General features: G+C 31.7%; 16 protein-coding genes. All 16 read right to left on the bottom strand.

Translation table 11 applies throughout. From position 1 onward, the window contains the following. Nucleotides 1-295: 295 nt before the first annotated feature. Nucleotides 296-631 (bottom strand): YlbF family regulator, encoded by a 336-nt coding sequence (locus KJ971_00945; GenBank protein ID MBU1144408.1) that lies wholly within the window; start codon nucleotides 629-631, stop codon nucleotides 296-298. Further along, complete coding sequence (gene miaB, locus KJ971_00940; protein MBU1144407.1) at nucleotides 624-2,060, bottom strand: tRNA (N6-isopentenyl adenosine(37)-C2)-methylthiotransferase MiaB; 1,437 nt, start codon at nucleotides 2,058-2,060, stop codon at nucleotides 624-626. Before miaB ends, KJ971_00945 begins: the two co-directional genes overlap by 8 nt. Before the next feature lie 96 nt (nucleotides 2,061-2,156). Further along, nucleotides 2,157-2,915, bottom strand: a complete 759-nt coding sequence (locus KJ971_00935) for a YmdB family metallophosphoesterase (GenBank protein MBU1144406.1) — start codon at nucleotides 2,913-2,915, stop codon at nucleotides 2,157-2,159. A gap of 50 nt (nucleotides 2,916-2,965) precedes the next feature. Next, nucleotides 2,966-4,531: a ribonuclease Y gene (gene rny / locus KJ971_00930; GenBank protein ID MBU1144405.1), complete on the bottom strand. Its 1,566-nt coding sequence runs from the start codon at nucleotides 4,529-4,531 to the stop codon at nucleotides 2,966-2,968. Nucleotides 4,532-4,742: 211 nt separating this feature from the next. Continuing rightward, nucleotides 4,743-5,738 (bottom strand): recombinase RecA, encoded by a 996-nt coding sequence (gene recA, locus KJ971_00925; GenBank protein ID MBU1144404.1) that lies wholly within the window; start codon nucleotides 5,736-5,738, stop codon nucleotides 4,743-4,745. A gap of 67 nt (nucleotides 5,739-5,805) precedes the next feature. Further along, on the bottom strand, nucleotides 5,806-6,375 hold the full coding sequence (gene pgsA, locus KJ971_00920; GenBank protein MBU1144403.1) for a CDP-diacylglycerol--glycerol-3-phosphate 3-phosphatidyltransferase: 570 nt from the start codon (nucleotides 6,373-6,375) through the stop codon (nucleotides 5,806-5,808). A gap of 100 nt (nucleotides 6,376-6,475) precedes the next feature. Further along, nucleotides 6,476-7,207 carry a YebC/PmpR family DNA-binding transcriptional regulator gene (locus KJ971_00915; protein ID MBU1144402.1) on the bottom strand — a complete coding sequence of 244 codons (732 nt, stop codon included), beginning with the start codon at nucleotides 7,205-7,207 and terminating at the stop codon, nucleotides 6,476-6,478. Nucleotides 7,208-7,226: 19 nt separating this feature from the next. Beyond that, entirely contained in the window at nucleotides 7,227-8,072 is an 846-nt protein-coding gene (locus KJ971_00910; protein ID MBU1144401.1) for a hypothetical protein, read from the bottom strand. Nucleotides 8,073-8,385: 313 nt separating this feature from the next. Next, nucleotides 8,386-9,564, bottom strand: a complete 1,179-nt coding sequence (gene trpB / locus KJ971_00905; protein MBU1144400.1) for a tryptophan synthase subunit beta — start codon at nucleotides 9,562-9,564, stop codon at nucleotides 8,386-8,388. Nucleotides 9,565-9,966: 402 nt separating this feature from the next. Then, a complete protein-coding gene (locus KJ971_00900; GenBank protein MBU1144399.1) occupies nucleotides 9,967-11,016 on the bottom strand; it encodes a beta-lactamase family protein in 1,050 nt (349 codons plus the stop codon). Between the two features lie 86 nt (nucleotides 11,017-11,102). Then, nucleotides 11,103-12,548 (bottom strand): M20/M25/M40 family metallo-hydrolase, encoded by a 1,446-nt coding sequence (locus KJ971_00895; GenBank protein MBU1144398.1) that lies wholly within the window; start codon nucleotides 12,546-12,548, stop codon nucleotides 11,103-11,105. Between the two features lie 49 nt (nucleotides 12,549-12,597). Next, nucleotides 12,598-13,137, bottom strand: a complete 540-nt coding sequence (locus tag KJ971_00890; protein MBU1144397.1) for an epoxyqueuosine reductase QueH — start codon at nucleotides 13,135-13,137, stop codon at nucleotides 12,598-12,600. Between the two features lie 8 nt (nucleotides 13,138-13,145). Further along, the gene (locus KJ971_00885; GenBank protein ID MBU1144396.1) at nucleotides 13,146-14,858 is read right to left on the bottom strand and encodes an SEL1-like repeat protein; all 1,713 of its coding nucleotides are present in this window, start codon (nucleotides 14,856-14,858) and stop codon (nucleotides 13,146-13,148) included. A gap of 1 nt (nucleotide 14,859) precedes the next feature. Then, entirely contained in the window at nucleotides 14,860-15,807 is a 948-nt protein-coding gene (locus KJ971_00880) for a sel1 repeat family protein (protein MBU1144395.1), read from the bottom strand. A gap of 29 nt (nucleotides 15,808-15,836) precedes the next feature. Beyond that, a complete protein-coding gene (locus KJ971_00875; GenBank protein MBU1144394.1) occupies nucleotides 15,837-17,648 on the bottom strand; it encodes a beta-N-acetylhexosaminidase in 1,812 nt (603 codons plus the stop codon). A 1-nt stretch (nucleotide 17,649) separates the two neighbouring features. Then, a partial coding sequence (locus KJ971_00870) for a hypothetical protein (protein MBU1144393.1) occupies nucleotides 17,650-19,073 on the bottom strand: 1,424 nt, incomplete at its 5' end.

Genomic DNA, 19,073 nt, shown 5'->3' with positions numbered 1-19,073 from the left:
TTTTTTTTTTTTTTTTTTTTTTTGAAATATTGAATAAAAAAATTGAGTTTCTTAACGAATCTCATATTCCTTGTAAGGTAAATCGGATTAAGTAGTATCAGTAATTTTACATGTATCTTTAAAATATATATATTTATTTAAGTTCCGAAAAAATAAACCCCTCTATTTCTAGCTTATATAAATATTATCAACGTTTACTATAAAAATTAATTTAAGAGCATTTAACAATTTTATATTATATAAATGAATCAATTCTGGATTAAGAAATAAAAAGAACTGTAAATTAAAATTTCATTTACAATTCTTCTTGAATTTCATTTAGTCCATTATTAATAATTTCTTGAATTTGGTGAAGTAAAGCATTTAATTCTTCTGCTTTGTCTAAATACTCACTTACAATTGGATCGCTTAACAGTAAATTTAAGTGTGTTTCATAATCTCTTTTTTTTGAAGACAGCTCTGATGTTTTACTATAATATTCGAATTGAACCATCTGTTTTTGAAGAAATTTTATTTCTTCAAAAACTTCAATGTATCTTGGGTTTGTGTTAATCTTTTTTTTTAAATTATGAAGTTCCAAAACCAAACTACTGGATTGGAATTGATCTAATAAATCGGTAAGTTTACTCATGAAACAATTCTCCGGTTAAAGACCAAGTTTTTGCTTTTATGATTTTAACTTGAACGATTGTACCAATCAAAGAATCGTCTCCTTTAAAATTCACAAGCTTATTGTGATTGCTATATCCTGTTAATATTGATGGATTTGTTTTTGAGTGTCCTTCAACTAAAACAGATACATTTTGATTTAGAAAACGACTATTTCCTTTTGCATAACCTTGATTTACGATTTCATTTAACTTGTAAAGACGTGCTTTTTTTTCTAAATCTGGGGTTGTATCAATAAACGAAGCGGCTGGAGTTCCAGTTCTAGGTGAAAAAACAAACGTATAAGCACCCTCAAATGAAGCTTGACGAACTAAATCGAGCGTTTCTAAAAAATCTTCTTCTGTTTCCCCTGGAAAGCCGACAATGATATCAGTTGTTATGGATACATCTGGAATTTTTTCATATATTTTGTTGATTAAATTTAAATAACTTTCTTTGGTATATTTTCTATTCATTGCTTTTAAGATTTTGTTAGATCCAGATTGTACAGGAAGATGAATGTAAGGCATTAAATTTTTCCCTTTCGCTAACATATCGATTAAATCGAAAGAAAAATCTTTCGGATGACTTGTCGTGAAACGGATTCTTTCAATCGGCAAAGAAGATAATTCTTTTAATAAATCAGCAAAAGTATATTTTTCATTCACAAAGTCTAATCCATACGAATTGACATTTTGACCTAGTAATGTAACTTCTTTATATCCTTGCGTAATCAATTCATTTATTTCTTCAATGATATGTATTGGTTTTCTTGAACGTTCTTTTCCTCTCGTATACGGAACGATACAGTACGTACAAAACTCATCACATCCATACATAATGTTCACCCAAGCTTTATAACGGTTTTCTCTAACCGTAGGGACATGTTCGACGATTTCTCCTTCGAAAGATAGCACTTCAATCATTCGTTCTTTTTGAATCATAACTCTATACAAGTATTCAAGAAATTTATGTAAATTATGAGTTCCGAAAATGATATCCACTTGAGGATACGTTTTCAGTAATTTTTCAACGACTTCTTCTTCTTGAGGCATACATCCACCAACGGCTAATACCAAATTAGGATTTAAAACCTTATATTTTTTTAATCTACCAATCTCTCCAAAAACTTTATTTTCAGCATTTTTTCGGATAGCACAAGTATTAATTATAATCAAATCTGCTTCATTTAAATCATCTGTTTTAAAAAAACCTTCTGTTTCAAGTAATCCTCTTAATTTTTCTGAATCCGCTTCGTTTGCTTGACAACCATGTGTTTGGATTAAATATTTTTTATTCTTTCCAAAATTCTTAATTTCTAGCGGAATTTGATATTCTGAAACAATCGTTTCATTAAAACTTCGTTTGCGCGCATTTTTAAGTAATGGTTTGTTATAGTTTGTCTCACTCATATTTATCACCATCTTTAAGTATAACCAATTACCATAAATTATACAAATTATTTAACTAGAAAAAAAGATGTTTATGAGTTGCCTCATAAACAAAATTTATTCAAAGATATTGATTCTTTCAATCGTTTTTCGATCTAAATCTAACAAAACTGCATTAAATTGTAGTAATCCTTGCGTTTCTGGGAGTGTTCTTTCAGAAATTCCAGTTATAAATTTTCGGATTCCTTGTTTAATTTCTCCACCAATAATTCCGTATTTTACGCCTGTCATGCCAACATCACTTATGTAAAGCATTCCTTTTGGAAAAACGATATTATCGACAGTTGGCACATGGGTATGTGTTCCTACCATTGCATGTACTCTTCCATCTAAGTAATTAGCTAAAGCATATTTTTCACTAGTCGCTTCTGCGTGAAAATCGACAATGATGTAGTCGCTTTTGATTTCTTCAAGTAATGTATCAATTTTCGTAAACGGATTGTCAACTTGATCTCTCATAAATACTCTACCAAGTAAATTGATTACTGTAATGGTTAATCCATTAAAGTTGTAGGTAATATATTCGTTTCCAGAAGCACCTTTGCCATAATTTGCAGGTCTTGCAATGTATGGAAGCGAAAGAACGTTTATAGCGTCTTTTCTAGAAAACGCATGATTACCAAGCGTAATGGCATTGACTCCTTTGGACATTAAATCTTTATATATTTCCTCAGTTAATCCATTCCCATTGGCAATGTTTTCTCCGTTCACAATAATAAATTGAGGTTTATATTGTTGTTTCACAGTCAAAAAGTATTTTTCAAACGCTTTTCGGCCTTGTTCCATATAAACATCTCCAACAAATAGTACTCTCATTTATATCATCCCTTTAAAATGATAGCCTTCCGTGAAGGAAGGCTAGTCGTTTATTTTGCAATATCTTGTGCGCGTGTTTCTCGAATAACCGTTACTTTTATAGTGCCAGGATAACTGAGTTTTTGCTCGATTAGTTGTTTGATTTCTCTTGCAACCAAATATGTTTTAGCATCATCAATTTCGTTAGGTTTTACGATAACACGTACTTCTCTTCCGGCTTGAATTGCAAAGGCTTGTTCAACCCCAGCAACAGAATTGGAGATTTCTTCTAATTGAGTTAATCGTTTGATATAGTTTTCTAGTGATTCACTTCTAGCTCCAGGTCTTGCAGCAGATAACGCATCAGCAGCAGCTACTAAAACTCCTATAACTGTTTTAGCTTCTGTATCACCATGATGACTTGATATTGCATCAATTACAGCTGCATGTTCATGATATTTATTTGCAAGAGTAATTCCAATATCAACGTGTGATCCTTCTATTTCGTGATCAACAGCTTTTCCGATATCGTGTAATAAACCTGCGCGTTTTGCAATGATTTCGTTTTCACCTAATTCTACAGCCATTTTACCTGCTAAAAAGGCGGTTTCAATGGAATGTTTTAGAGCGTTTTGTCCGTATGAAGTTCTAAAATGCAATCTTCCTAGTAATTTTACTAAATCAGGGTGCATTCTACCAACTGCGGTTTCAAAAACGGCTTTATCTCCCATATCACGTATAAATTGGTCAACTTCAACTCTTGTTTTTTCAACGATTTCTTCAATTCTTGCTGGATGGATTCTTCCATCAGTAATTAATGTTTCAATCGTTTTTTTAGCAATTTCTCTTCTAATTGGATCAAATCCAGAGAGTACAACTGCTTCTGGTGTATCATCAATAATTAAATCAACGCCAGTTAATGCTTCAATGGTACGAATATTTCTGCCTTCACGACCGATTATTCGACCTTTCATTTCATCATTTGGTAAATTAACAACGGATACGGTTGATTCTGCAGTTACATCTTGAGCGTACTTTTGAATGGCTTGTGAAATAATGTCTTTGGCAACTTTTGAAGCGTCCATTTTCGCATTTTCTTCTTGTTCGCGAATGTAGCGGTCAATTTCATTTGCCATATCGTTTTCTACACGTTCCATAATAACTGATTTTGCTTGTTCTTCGCTGAAATTAGCGATTTCTAAAAGTTTTGAATTTTGTTCTTGGATTATGCTTTCCAATTTGCTGTTCTTTTCCTCAATAGCGTTTTTCTTTTCATCAAGTGTCTCTTCTTTACGATCTAAATTTAGTTCACGTTTGTCTAAATTGGCCGAACGACGTTCGATCAATTCTTCGCGTTGGTTGATTTTGTGTTCTAATTCGCCAACCATGGACTTTTTTTCTTTAATTATTTTATCGTTTTCTAAATTCAGATTATAAATTTCTTGTTTTGCTTCTAACAATTTTTCTTTTTTGAGTTTTTCCGCCTGAGTATTCGCATCGTCAATAATACTTTGAGATTTATTTCTTGCTGTTTGGAATCCTTTTTCTACAACAGAAACCCGAACAATAAATCCGATCAAACCACCGACAACTAAGCTTAGCAAACTAGAAATAATAATATAAATTGGATCCATAATTATTACCTCCATTATCTTAAGTTGTTTTATATAAGAGTATGTCTGAAATCCAATATCAGAATCATACCACCAATATACTATCTAATTTTATTACCCTCTTATTATATTATAAAAGGCACTGATAGTCAAAAATTATTTACCAAAACATTTTATTATTCAGTTAATTTGTAACCACCATTATAAAATAAAAAAGAAACTCCTAAGAGTTTCCTTATTTAATCAACAATTTTTCGCGAATATTTTTGGTTAACAGCTCTAACATATCAGGATTTTCATCTAAATATTTCTTGACATTCTCTCTGCCTTGTCCAATTTTTTGATCATTATATGAATACCAAGAACCACTTTTCTTTATGAGTTCATGTTCTACTGCTAAATCAACTACTTCTCCAGTTCTAGAGATTCCCTTTCCGAAGATAATATCAATGACACAAGTTTTAAAAGGAGCAGCAACTTTGTTTTTTACTACTTTTACCCTTGCTTGGTTTCCAATAATATCGGTTCCTTCTTTGATTTGTTCTCCTTTTCGGATTTCAAGTCGAATAGAAGCATAAAATTTCAAAGCTCTACCACCAGTTGTTACTTCAGGGTTACCAAACATCACTCCAACTTTTTCTCGGATTTGATTAATAAATACAGCAATGCATTGAGATTTTGATAAAACTCCAGATAATTTTCTCATAGCTTGACTCATAAGTCTTGCTTGGAGCCCCATATGAGAATCTCCCATTTCACCACGGATTTCTGCTTCAGGAACTAAAGCAGCAACCGAATCAATGACCATGATATCAACTGCGCCACTTCGAATTAAAGCTTCCGCGATTTCCAACCCTTGTTCGCCAGTATCTGGTTGAGATAAAATTAATGAATCAATATCTACTCCTAAAGCTTTTGCATATTGTGCATCTAGTGCATGTTCTGCATCAATAAATGCTGCATATCCACCTCTTTTTTGTACTTCTGCGATGGCATGAAGCGCAAACGTTGTTTTTCCAGAGGATTCTGGCCCATAAATTTCAATGATTCTTCCTCTTGGGTATCCACCAACGCCCATAGCGGCGTCTAAAGCGATAGATCCACTTGAAATGGATTCTATATTCATATTTGTTCCAGCTTCACCAAGAATCATTACAGAGCCTTTGCCGTACTCTTTTTCGATTTCTTTTAATGCGATTTCTAAACTTTTTCTACGTTTTTCGTCTATCATTATAGACCTCCTGTTATCATTTCAGTATTCTACGATAAAATAATACGCTTTGAACTTGTAAAGTTCTTTAAACAGATTCTAAAATAATTTTTTTGTTTTTAAGAAAATAATCAATTCCTGAGATAATCGTTAAAACAATGGATGCTGCAATTAGGATATACCCTATATAGTAAATCCATTGATTTGATATCGGCATTAAAAAAAAGTAATACATGATAGCAATCATTGTTGTTGCCGTTTTATATTTTCCTAATTTTGAAGCTGCTATAATTTTGCCATGGCCTACTGCAACTAATCTAATACTTGTCACAATTAATTCGCGAGCTAACACAATCAAAGGAATCCAAAAAGGCATCCACATTCCATTAACTAAGCCAAAATTATCGGTTAAAATTAGTAATGCACTAATTACTAAAAGCTTATCTGCTAAAGGATCCATAAATTTTCCAAAGGTAGTAACAATATTTCTTTTTCGAGCAATTGCTCCATCAAAATAATCGGTAAGGGAAGCTACAACAAAGACAATTCCCATTAGCCAATATGTTGCTATGCCAATTACGTCAATCAGCAAGTATAATGCAATCATTATTGGAATCAATACAACTCGAAACATTGTCAATTTATTAGGTAAGTTCATTTTAACACCTCTTTATAATTATATCATAAAACTTATTTTATACGTAAGAAAAAACCGTTTTTTTAATGAAAAAGCAACCGATTAAGGTTGCTTCATTTATTTATTCTTCGGTTTCAGCTGATTTAACATTATGATAAACTTCTTGGACGTCATCTAAATCATCGGTCATTGAAATAAAACGGTCTAATTTTTCTTGATCTTGATCAGAAAGTTCAATGAAATCATTTGGTAAATACGTAACTTTATCTTCTAAAAAAGTTAATTCTTTTCCCGTTTCAGTTAAAGCATCTTTCATTTTATCTAAATCACTTGCTGCTCCGGTTATTGTCACGATTCCTTCTTCTTCATATACATCAGTTATTTCACATTCTTTTTCTAATAAAACTTCTAATACTTCATCTTCTGACATACCTTCAACGCTTATTAAAGCACAGTAGGTATATAAATAAGCAACACTTCCTGCCACTCCTAATTTACTGCCCGTCTTTGTAAAACAACTTCTTACTTCTCCAAAAGTTCGATTTACATTATCGGTTAAACATTCAACAATCAAAGTACATCCACCAGGTCCAAAGCCTTCATAGCGAATGGGAGCATAATCTTCTCCTTGCCCGCCCTTTGATTTTTCAATGTTTCTTTTTATAACATCACCAGGAACTTGATTTTGTTTAGCTCGTTCAATAACTCTCTTTAATGCTAAATTATTATCCACATCTTGCCCACCAATTTTAGCGGCCATATAGATTTCTTTTCCAAATTTAGAATAGAGTTTACTTTTCATTAAACTCGTTTTTTCCATTGCTACTTTTCTTACTTCATGTGCTCTTCCCATATTTTCACCTATATATTAATTATTTTTTTAAAATTGTATGATCGGTCTTTAATTCAACCAATCCCGCTTTATAGAGTGAACCTAAAGCTCGTTTAAAAGCTGATTTACTCATTTTAAAAGCTGAAGCAATTTCATCAGGACTGGATTTATCAGTAAAACGCATCATTCCTTGATGAAATTCTAAATATGTTAAAATTGTTTTTCCATCGACATCAATCATTAACTCTTTTTGTTCAATTAAAGAGCCGACGTATTCGTCATTTTCATTTTGTTTTAGTAATTTTGGTCTTACTGGTTCTCCAATTCGATATTTTTGTCTTGTATTGTTATAATGTACAAAAATTTCATGACCAAATTCTGTAAAGCAAACCAATCCATCATCAAGTAAATATAAAACGGTAGCTTGACAAACGTCTCCAACTGTCATTGGTTTTAAAGGGGCTACGTATTCAGATATTTGTTTTCTGCCAACTATTTTCGCAAATAGATGGGATTTTTTTTCTTTCATGGACACAAATAAATAATCGCCTACAACAGGCCATTGATTTAAATTTAAAGGTAAATCATCTTTTGATAGTAATAAATCTTTTACCAATCCATAATGTAAAAAAACTCCATATTCGTGATTAATCGATACGACTTCTAAAAAAGCACCTTTATGAATCGATATTTTAGCTTCTTTTGTGGAAGCGGTTTTTCTACCTTGATTGTCAGAATAGATAAATACGTCGATTTCTTCTCCATCCATATAAGGTTTTAACGCTTCTTTTTTATGTAAAAATACTTCTTCAACTCCATCAGTTAAAAGATAACTAATGTCGGTTTCTCTTAATACAGTTAAATGGTTTACATCACCTAATATCATAAATTGCCTCCATAAAATAGCATATTACTCCCAAAGGGAAGAAAATAAACAAAAATGTAAAAAAAATTAAGTGATCAATTAAAAGACTTGAAAGTAAAAGCAAACCAAAAAAAATCACAAGTCTCTTTTTTAACTTGTGAAGGTTACTTTTCCACCAATTAATCTTCCAATTCATAAAATACCTTCTTGATTCTCATTTATTCTAATTTATCAAAACCATTATACCTTATTTTGATTGAAAAGTCTACTTTTGAATTTAGTTCTGTGTAAAAATTAATTAAAATAAAACACTGTCAAATCGACAGTGTTTTATTTATTGTAAATACCCTAATATTTTTGCGATTTCTTCTGTATCTTTATCGCCTCTACCAGATAAATTAATGACAATCATTTTATCTTTACTTAATTCTTTCGCTAAATTCATTGCATACGCCACGGCATGACTGGATTCAATTGCCGGAATGATTCCTTCTGTTTTTGACAAATAGACAAAAGCATCTATGGCCTCCTTGTCTGAAATCGCTACGTATTTTGCTCTTCTTGATTTTAATAAGTGAGCATGTTCTGGACCAACTCCTGGATAATCAAGTCCTGGTGAAATGGAGTAAACAGGAAGAACTTCTCCTTTTTCATCTTGAATAAATTTTGTATACATTCCATGAAACACACCATCTTTTCCAAGAGTCATAGTTGCTGCATGTAACTTAGTATCTAATCCTTTTCCTGCGGCTTCACATCCTACAAGATTTACTTCAGCATCTTGAATGAATTCATAAAAAGCTCCAATGGCATTGGATCCTCCTCCAACGCAAGCAATTACATAATCAGGTAATCTATTTTCTAAAGAAAGAATTTGCTCTTTTATCTCTTTACCAATCACTTTTTGAAATTCTCGTACCATTAATGGATAGGGGTGAGGCCCAACTGCTGATCCAATTAAATAGTAAGTGGACTCCAAATGAGTCGCAAAATCCATAAATGCAGCATCTACAGCATCTTTTAGTGTTTTGGTGCCAGTAGATACAGTATGGACCTTAGCCCCTAACAGTTCCATTCTATAGACGTTTAAAGCTTGTCTTATTGTATCTTCTTCTCCCATGTAGATTTCACAATCTAGTCCCATTAATGCTGCAACTGTAGCAGTCGCAACTCCATGTTGTCCTGCACCGGTTTCAGCTATAATTCTTTTTTTACCCATTCTTTTTGCTAAAAGAGCTTGACCTAAAACATTATTTATTTTATGAGCTCCTGTGTGATTTAAATCTTCACGTTTTAAATAAATTTTCGCTCCATTTAAATCTTCTGTCATTCTCTTTGCAAAGTATAAAAGAGAGGGTCTATTTGCATAATTTTTTAATAAATCATTGAATTCTTGGTTAAACTCTTTGTCATAACGATATTTTTCAAAAGCGAATTCAACTTCTTTAATTGCGAGTAACACTTCACCTTCGACAAATTGACCGCCATATTGACCAAATTCTCTTGTTTGCATATAATTCTCCTTTTTTTATTTTAGTTTTGATTTTATATATATGTCTGTTGAAAATCACATTTCATGGTTCGTGCATGATAAATTCCTCCTCAATTTTAAAATAAAAAAAAGAGTCATCGTCTACTGGGACGATGACTCGTGTTGCCACCCATATTTAAGAACAAAAAACATTCTCCTTGTCGGTATCAAACAATACCTAACTCTATAACGGGAGTTCCCGAAGTAGCATTGCCGCCACCCTTTTCACAAATCCATTCATCAACCACTCCTGATTAGGCTTGCACTATCCCTAAATCGCTACAACATTCGTTGAATTGATTACTTCTTTTGCTCATAAAATTTAAATATTGAATGCATTATACATTACGATTTCGTAATATACAAGCCCTTTTTAAAATTTTTTTAAATATTTCTTGTTTGTTTTTCGTTTTCAATAATTGGTTTTGAGTCTTCTTCGAAACGACGAACAAATTCTCTTAAAGATAAAGGACTGTACATCCAGCCTTTGTTAAATCCCGGAATGATATATTGGGTAAATAAATCCAGCAATTCTCTTTCTTCATAAGCTTGTGTTACAAAAACCAAATTATATTCTTTGTTGATAACGATGTATTGTTTTAACCACCCAGCAGCCCTAAAATCACCAAAATCATTTAACCAAAATTGATAACCATATCCATAAGTATCTTTTGGGTTATCTACGTGCGAAGTTGTAATATGATTTTTTGAGGCATCAAGAATATAAGCACTTGATACAACTTGAATTTCTCTCCATTTACCTTCATTTAATAAAAGCAAACCGAATTTAGCTAAATCAATTGCATTCAGTTTTAATCCATGTGCTCCAAGATTAATCCCATTAAAATCTTTCCAAACTGGTTTTTCCATGTCCAATATTTGATACATATTGTCATTTAAAAAATCATTACAAGATTGAGAAGTCACTTTTGATACAATCGCAGAAAGCATAAATGAAGCAAAATTATTGTAAAAAAAGACTTCTCCAGGTTGATGGATTAAAGGGGTGTTAAAAAAAGACTGAAATGGATTATCTGTTGATTTTAATTCAGCTAACCCATTTTTCTCTTGGCCAACACTCATGGTTAATAAATGGGTGATGGTTAAGGTTTCATAGCCTGGTAAATAAGATGTTATATCCTTTTCAAATAAAGGTAAAACTAAATCTTGAATTTTTAAAAGTCCTAAATCTTGGCATATTCCGATGGCAATGCTAGTAAATGATTTTGAAATGGAATAAACTTCTTCGGTTTGATTAGGACCAAAGCCATCTGCATAGGCATCAAATACTTTTGCGCCATCTTTTAACAAAATTAAGGAATGAATGTTTAAATGATCTTCTTTGATTTTGTCAAACATTTCAACTAAAAATCCTTTATCAATGTTTGCATCTTTACAAGACGCTTTTTCAAAGTCTTTCCTAGGAAATATCATAAAATTCCTCCGTTTACATATTGATTTTGTTGCTTTTCTTTATTATATCACAAGAATTTAGAAGTTATCTATAGATAACAGAATAATTAATAATTCCTCATGAAATCCTCATAAAACTTTACGGCTTGTGCTAAGGAACTTAATTTTAACCTTTCATCATTCCCATGAATCGACTGTAACTCTGCTTGCGAGACTCGTAAAGGTGAAAATCGAAGGATGGAATCTGAGATTGAACGATAATGTCTTGCATCTGTACCTCCTAACACAATATAAGGACTAATTAAAACATCTGGAAAAGAGGTTTGAATTTGTTTGGTTAAATAGATATAACCAGCTGAATTTATATCAGTAATGGGAGAAGCTTCTCTGCCATTCATGATTTCACATTCAATGTCATATTTTTTTGCGATTTTAGTTAATACTGCAACGGAATCTTGAATTCCTTGTATTGGATGGGTTCTGAGATTCGCTAATAAGTATGCTTCGGAAGGAATTACGTTTTCTTGATCGCTTCCTTTTGACATGGTAAAGGCAATTGTCGTTGAAAGAAAAGCTCTTCCATAAGGGCTAAAGGAAGGTAAGATTTTTGTAAGAAAACCTTTAAATAACCACATATTACCAAAAATAAATCGATACCAAAAGCTCATCGATGAAGAAGCAATTTCAAACATAATTTTTACTTCATTTATCATCTTTGTTTTCAAAGGAAATTTTCTTTCGATATGCATTACAAATTCAGAAAGTCTTGCGATTGGTGAATGTCTAGAAGGAATGGAAGAATGCCCTCCATTTGATTTCGCTTTAAATAACAGATTAACATATCCTTTTTCTAAAACGCCAACTAAAGCCATCTCTTTTTTCATAGATGGGAAAGCATTCTCAACAATCACTCCGCCTTCATCCAAAACTAAAGATAAGATTATGTTTTGATTTGCTAACCAATCTACCGTTATTTTGGCTCCATTTCCAGATACTTCTTCGTTGCTTGAGCTTGCTAGATAAATATCAACTGAAGGTACAAAGTTCTCGCTTAACAATTCTTCAACTGCTTGAAAGATTGCATACAATGTAGATTTCGTGTCAATTGTCCCTCTTCCAATTATAGTATCATGTTCTATTACTCCAGAAAAAGGGGTGTGTTTCCAATTAAGTTCGTCAACTGGCACTACATCTTGATGTGCCATAAGCAAGATTGGATAATTATGAGTTGTTCCAATCCACTTATAAATAAAGGATCCATCATCAAATTTTGTTTGTTCTAAGTTTAAATGTATTAAAGGAAATAGATGAGTTATTACTTTTTGTAAATCTTCAAAAGAATTCAAATTAGTATTTTCTCGATTGGAAATTGTTTTAATTTGAATTAATTTTTGTAATCCTTTTGCATACTTTAATTGAAACTCAAGAGAGATGTCCTTTTTCACAGGTTTTGAAAGTGAATTTCCAGTAAAAAACGTTCGAATAATTGCAATCAATATCAATAAAAAGAAAAGAGAGACAAACGCTAAAAAAATATAAAATTCAGTTTTCATGAAATTCTCCTTTTATTAAAACAAGTTAAGAAAAAATCTTAACTTGAATTTATTTGTTTAGCTTTTTTTGGTACCTTTCTTCTTCGCTAAAAATACAACCACAGTATTTTTGCATATACAAAGGTAATGTTTTAGCAATTTGTTGTCCTGCGCGAAAATAAGGTCTAAAATCATAATAATAAAAAGGAATACCTTCTTCTTTTGCAATACGAACCGCAATTTCTTTTATACGTTCGTGTTTTTGATAAGGACTAATCAATAATGTTGTAGAGAAAGCATCAAAACCATTAAGCTTAGCTTGTTTTGCAGTGAGTCGAATTCGATCTTCATAACAAAAATCACAACGATTTTCTAAGTCAGAGATAACATGTTTTACAAATTGTCTCAAACCATAGGTATCATTAATCACTAAAGGCAATTGAATCATTTCACTGTATTGTTTTAGAGCATTTAATCGACTCGTATACTCTGTAAATGGATGAACATTGGGGTTATACCAATATCCGGTCACATCTATTTTCTCTTCTTTTAATATATTTAGTACCATTACACTGCAAGGTGCGCAGCAAATATGTAAAAAAACATTCATACTTTCACCTACATCATCATTAATTTTTCAAAAGCTGGCTTCCATTTTAGTTTTGCTGCAGATTCAAAATAGGCTCTCGCTTTTTTTAAATCTTTGGCAATATATGAATTCAAGTCATAATACAAAAGTCCCATTTCATAAAACGCTTCTCCATCGTCTTCGTTTTTAACGGCTTTTTGAAGCCAATCGTATGCTGAAAAATATTCAGTATCCTGAAGAATTTGATACATTTTCACCATAGCTCTTGACAATCCGGATTCAGCAGCTAATTCAAACCAATACCTTGAAATTCTTTTTGATTCCATTACGCCTTTTCCGTTTTCATACATTTCAGCTAGATACACCATGGAATAAGCTGAATTACTTTGAGAATGTTGCGGATCAAGGACATATTTTAAAAACATTTCATTTGCAGTCGAATATGCTATTTGTTGTTTTTTTGGTTTTAGTGTTTTTGACTCGGCTTTTTCAAAGAGTAAAACGGCATATTTATAAAGAGCTCCTAAACTTCCAAGTTGGATGGCCCTTTGGAATGCTTTTTCAGCTAAAGAAAAATTAGAGTCACATCCAATACCCTTATCATAAAAGATACCCATCCAATAATAAGCTTGAAAATACCCTTTTTTAGATGCATTTTCCATGTATTGAAATGCCAGTTCAAAACTTGAATTATTAATTTGTTTTCGATAATGTAAAAGCCCTAAATTCATTAAAGCATCTGGATCATTTTGTTTTGCGGCTTCAAAATACCAAGTTTTTGCTAATTCAAAGTCTATATCGATGTTTATTCCCATTCGATATAAATCACCTAAACGAGTCATTGCTTTTTGATAGCCTCGACCTGCAGAAATTTCTAGATAGTTTTTCGCTTGAAGACTATTTTGAAGGATTCCTTGTCCATACAATAAACTAACACCCATGCCATAATATCCAAGTACTTCATCTAAATCCATTAATTTTTTAAAATAAATAATAGATTTTTCAAAATTTTGTTTTGTAGCTTGAGTACCTTCATAATAAGAAATAGAAACGGATTTTAAACTCTCAAGTTCTCCCGTTTTAGCTAACAATTCATCATAGTAAAAAATCATTTCTTGTAAAAATCCTTTTGATTTTTTTAAAAAATAGGGGTGCGGTAATGAATAGATTTTTTTCAATTCAATCATTGCATTTTTTAACCCAGAAACTGCAGCTTTATCCAACCAATGAAGAGCAGTTTCAGGATTTGATTTGTTTTTAGTTGATTCGAGGTAGAGCAATCCTAATTGATACATTCCTTCAATGTTATTTAAATCTGCTGATTTTTGATAATATTCCCATGCTTTTTTTGTGTCTTTTTTACATCCGATTCCCAAAAGATAATAACTTGCTACTTGATTGTATGCAAATGTATCATTTTGTTTGGCAGCATCGAGTACGAATTTAAATGCTTTTTTCTTATTTTTATGAAATCCTTCACCTAAAACTGCCATAGAAGCTAATTTCAGATTGGCTTTCGTATAGCCACAAGCCATAGCTTTTTGTAAATATTCAATGGCAAGTTTATATTCTTTTTTCTCAATGAAGTATTTTCCTACATTATAAAGGCCCAGTGGATTTCCAACGTCTGCTGCTTGTTTATAGTAAGTGTAGGCGACTTCAATATTTTTTTCATTGTTTATGCCATTAAAGTATTTATCACCCAAATCGTTTAAAGATTTAGGATTTACTTTTTCAATCATATTAATATCCCCTAATTCCTTTTAATTCGATTTTGGCTAATTCATAACCTAGTAAGCTTGCAGCTTCATACCATTTAGCGGCTTTCGTAAAGGAAGAAGGAGTTCCTTCTCCGGTTTCATATCTTTTCCCTAGGGTATACATTGCACTTGGATCTTTTAAATTCGCAGCTTTTGAAAGGTACTCAAAAGCTGTTTCAAGAGATTTCTTTACGCCTTTTCCATTAAAATAAGCATCGCTTAAGTAACGATATGCTAATCCGTTTCCTTCTTTTGCAGCAATTTCAAAATAAATGATTGAATCATTCACACGGTTTGACTCAAATAAATCAATTCCAATTCGCATTATATCTTTTGTTTCTCTAAAATCTGTTTTACTAGTGCTTCCCATTAATCGAAACTGATTCATGGCATCAATCGATCCATTAGTTAATGCTTTATTAAGCCAAGAGTGAGCTGATTCCCAACTTTTTTTAATCCCATTGCCTGTAAAATAAGCCATTCCAATTTTATACATCGCATAAGGATGGTCTTTTTTTGCAAGTTCGACGTAAGTTGTTAAGGCAAGAGAAAGATTGTAAGGAATTCCTTTTCCAAGTTCATAAAATTCAGCGACTTTTAAAGCGCCATCTTTACTTCCTTGAAGAGCTGATGCTGTGTAATATTCAAAAGCTTGTTTTAAATTTTCTTCTACACCGCTCGCTTCTTCATAACATCGACCTAACATATAAATAGCTTCTGTATGTAGTTCAATGGCAGCTATACTAAATAAACGGAAAGCTTCTTTTGAATTTTGTTTAGCTCCTAATCCAGAAAAGTACATGAGGCCTAAATAATAGATACTATTTAAATCTTTCTTTTTAGCAAGTTTAGAAAACATCGTAAAAGCTTGTTCAAAATGGCGAACTTCATAAGCGTGTAATGCCTCTGAAAATTGCGTTTCTTTTTCCATTATTTTGAACCTCCTTTTTGTTTATTATATCATAATTTTTGATTGTTCATATCGGTTATCAAGGCTTTTATTACAAAAAGTCTAGATAAACTTCTATCTAACCCACCTGGCTTATTTCTTTTTAACCATAGTAATTCATGAGTTTCAATAATTTGATTGATTAAACTCAAATCTCGAGAGTCAAATAATGTGTTAGAATTGATTTTTTGGTTGATATCTAGTGATAATTGAATTAATCGAATTGTTTGTAAAATTTCTTCTTTCACTTCTGAGGATGTATCCAAAATTGCATTTTTTGCTTTTTGAATTAAAGTCAAAATCATTTTTTTATTATCTTCTTTTATGATTGATGTTTTTAATGCTTCTTTTAAAATATATTTCTTCAGTTCCAAAGGATGACTTGAATCTGGGTCAGCATACATAATCGATTTAAAAGTCATTGTTTGATTTGGTAAATATTCGTTTTCCAAATTGGAATAAGAGGCAAGATCGAAGATGATTTGAGCAACGTTATCTTTAGTATTGTTAAAAATAATTTCATTCATAAATACTTTAATTTCATCAAAAGATTCAAAGTCATCTCCCCAAGAAACAACTCCAGCATAGATTAAACCAGGATAGCTAAAAATAAGATTTTGCAAATGACCGAAATCACCCCAATCGGTAGTAATAACTCCTAATCCTCCAAAGGTTTTTGAAGCCAAGGCGGCGTTTTTAGTTGTTTCTTTCATATCATATAACCTTGAAGAAAAACTATTCCAAGAAGACGTGCCTGGAGCTAAAATAAATGGAATTCTATTTTCTTGTAGTAGTTTGGCATTTAAATTAAATGGATAATTAAAGTCATAACCCCAGTCTACTACGATTAATGACTCAGGAAAATTCACCAAAATTTCTTCATGGTGTAAAATAACATCTCCCCAAATGAAAGGTGTTTTTCCAAATTCTTTTACAAAGCTAGAAAGCTTAGAAACGTAATTCATATAAACAGTTCCTACGCCAAGTTTTTCGCATTCTTGTTGGCTCTTTCCTTTTGAAAGTTCAAATGGTTCATCACAATTCATATGAAAATAGTTTGAATTAGAATAAGGAAGAATGTCTAAATACATTTTTTTTACCAACTCTATGCTTTTAGGGTCTAGCGGGTTTAATGTGGATGCAGGAAACATAAACCCATATTGTAAAAATCCATCTTCACACTCTGATAATGAATGATATTCCTTTAAATTAAGCCATTTAGTCATGTGTCCTAATCCATTCATATTTGGCACAACATCAACGCCTCTTATAAAAGCATACTTACTTAATTCTTGAAATTCAGATACAAGAAAAGGAGTGTCAACAGGTAACCCAGGAAATGATGGAAATTCATAAGAAAATCCTTCAATGTATAGTTCAAAATGATTCATTTTAATTTGCATCATTAAGTTAATCAAATGTTTTAGCGTTTCAAGCGTTGGAATTTTATCTCTACTGATATCTAACATAAATCCCCTAATTTTTAAATCTGGGAAATCGACAATATCAAAACAAGTTACTCTATTGCTTTTCACTAATTGAAAAAACGTCATTAGACCATATAAGGCACCATGATAATCTATATATTCAATTTCAATTCTTTCTTCTTGTACGACTAAATGATACCCTTCATCTTTCATGGTTTCATTAAAGGTAAATCGTAAGGTTGCACTCACTTGACTTGTCGTTTCATAAACAAAAAACATTTCAATTACTTCTTCTAAATTACTCAACTCTTGAGGCAAAAAGATCTTAAGTATCTTAGGAATAGTAAAACTTCCTTCCATTTCTTGAATCTTTTTTACTTTTGGAATAAGTTGCATCTTAGTCCTCCTTTAAACATATTAATTCATTCGTAAGCAAAGAATATAGATATGTATCTACTGGCTTTTTTGTTATTTTTCTTATGTAATCTGCGTACCCATTTAACTGAATCAAATAAGCTGATTCATCCGTGTTTTTAAGTTTATAATCAATAAGATATACTTTGCTTTTGTATACAAGCATTAAATCAATTATGCCACTTTGAGTTGTATCAATCGTTTCATCATAAAATTCATATTCTTGATAAATTTCAGCTTCTTCTATGTTTTGAAAAGGGAATGAGATTAGTAAAGGCTTCAATTTATCTTGTAAGAATACTGGAAGATTACTTAAAGAAGCATCAACATTCTTAAAATCAAAATGTTCTAAAGCTTCATGAAGCATCGTCCCAAAATGCATAGCTTCTTTTTCTGCTTTTGAATAGAGTGAGATACTGTTTTTTGAGAAATGATATTCTTCTTTGCAAAAAGCATCAAAGTTGAACTTCAAATAAGAAACTGGTTCAAATTTATTACTTAATGCGATTTGGCTATCTGGCTGAATACTTTCGTACTTGATATCTATATTTTGAAACCATGAAGATAAACTAGGAATACTACTTAGAACATCTGTATAAGAACTAAATTTTCTTCTTATGCCTACATCTAAATATCCTAAATTATTATAAATTAAATTTGTGTTTTTCCATTTTGATACATTTGTTACTAAAATCATCTTTTCTTTTGCTCTTGTTAATGCCACGTAAAAAAGTCGAATTCTTTCTGATACATAGCTTTGATAATTTTTTCTTTTTAATAAGATGTGATATATGGTATCTTTAAATCCATTATCAAATGATTTTGTTATTAATCCATACTCTTTATCAAATACAAAAAAAGATTTGTTTTCACTGTAATTAAATTTTTTATCAAGTCCGGCATAATAACAAATTGGAAATTCTAAACCTTTCGATTTATGAATAGTTAGGATATGAATCGCATCCGCATCTTGATCGACAACAGATGATTCTGGGTTCTCGCCTGAATCCCTCATAACCTCCAGATGCTTAATAAATTCAGAGACCCGGTCAACCTCGGCAATTTGCTTGAATTCCTGTACCCGGCCGAAAAAACTGGCAATATTTCTGACTTTTTGCTCGTTAGCCAGGCTTTCATTATTAATGAGACGCTTTAATAAACCGGACTTGTGTAGAAAGAGATAAAGAACCTCTCCGGTCGGCTTGGTATTGGCGACATCAAGATAAAAATCCGTGTCGGCCAAAATATTCTTCACTACCTCTCTCGCTCGCTTGGTGATATCGGACAAGACCCGATATTCGGCTTCTCCGGAATCTAATTTGGCAAAGACCTGAAAGAGAGTATAGTTTCTTCTCTTGGCAAAAGTATTCATCTTTTGCAAATCGAGCGGATTGAGCTGATAAATTT

Source organism: Bacillota bacterium, assembly GCA_018818595.1.
GTDB lineage: Bacteria > Bacillota_I > Bacilli_A > Izemoplasmatales > Hujiaoplasmataceae > JAHIRM01.
The sequence above is the reverse complement of the archived record's forward strand: the minus strand, read 5'-3'. Positions and strand labels throughout refer to the sequence as shown.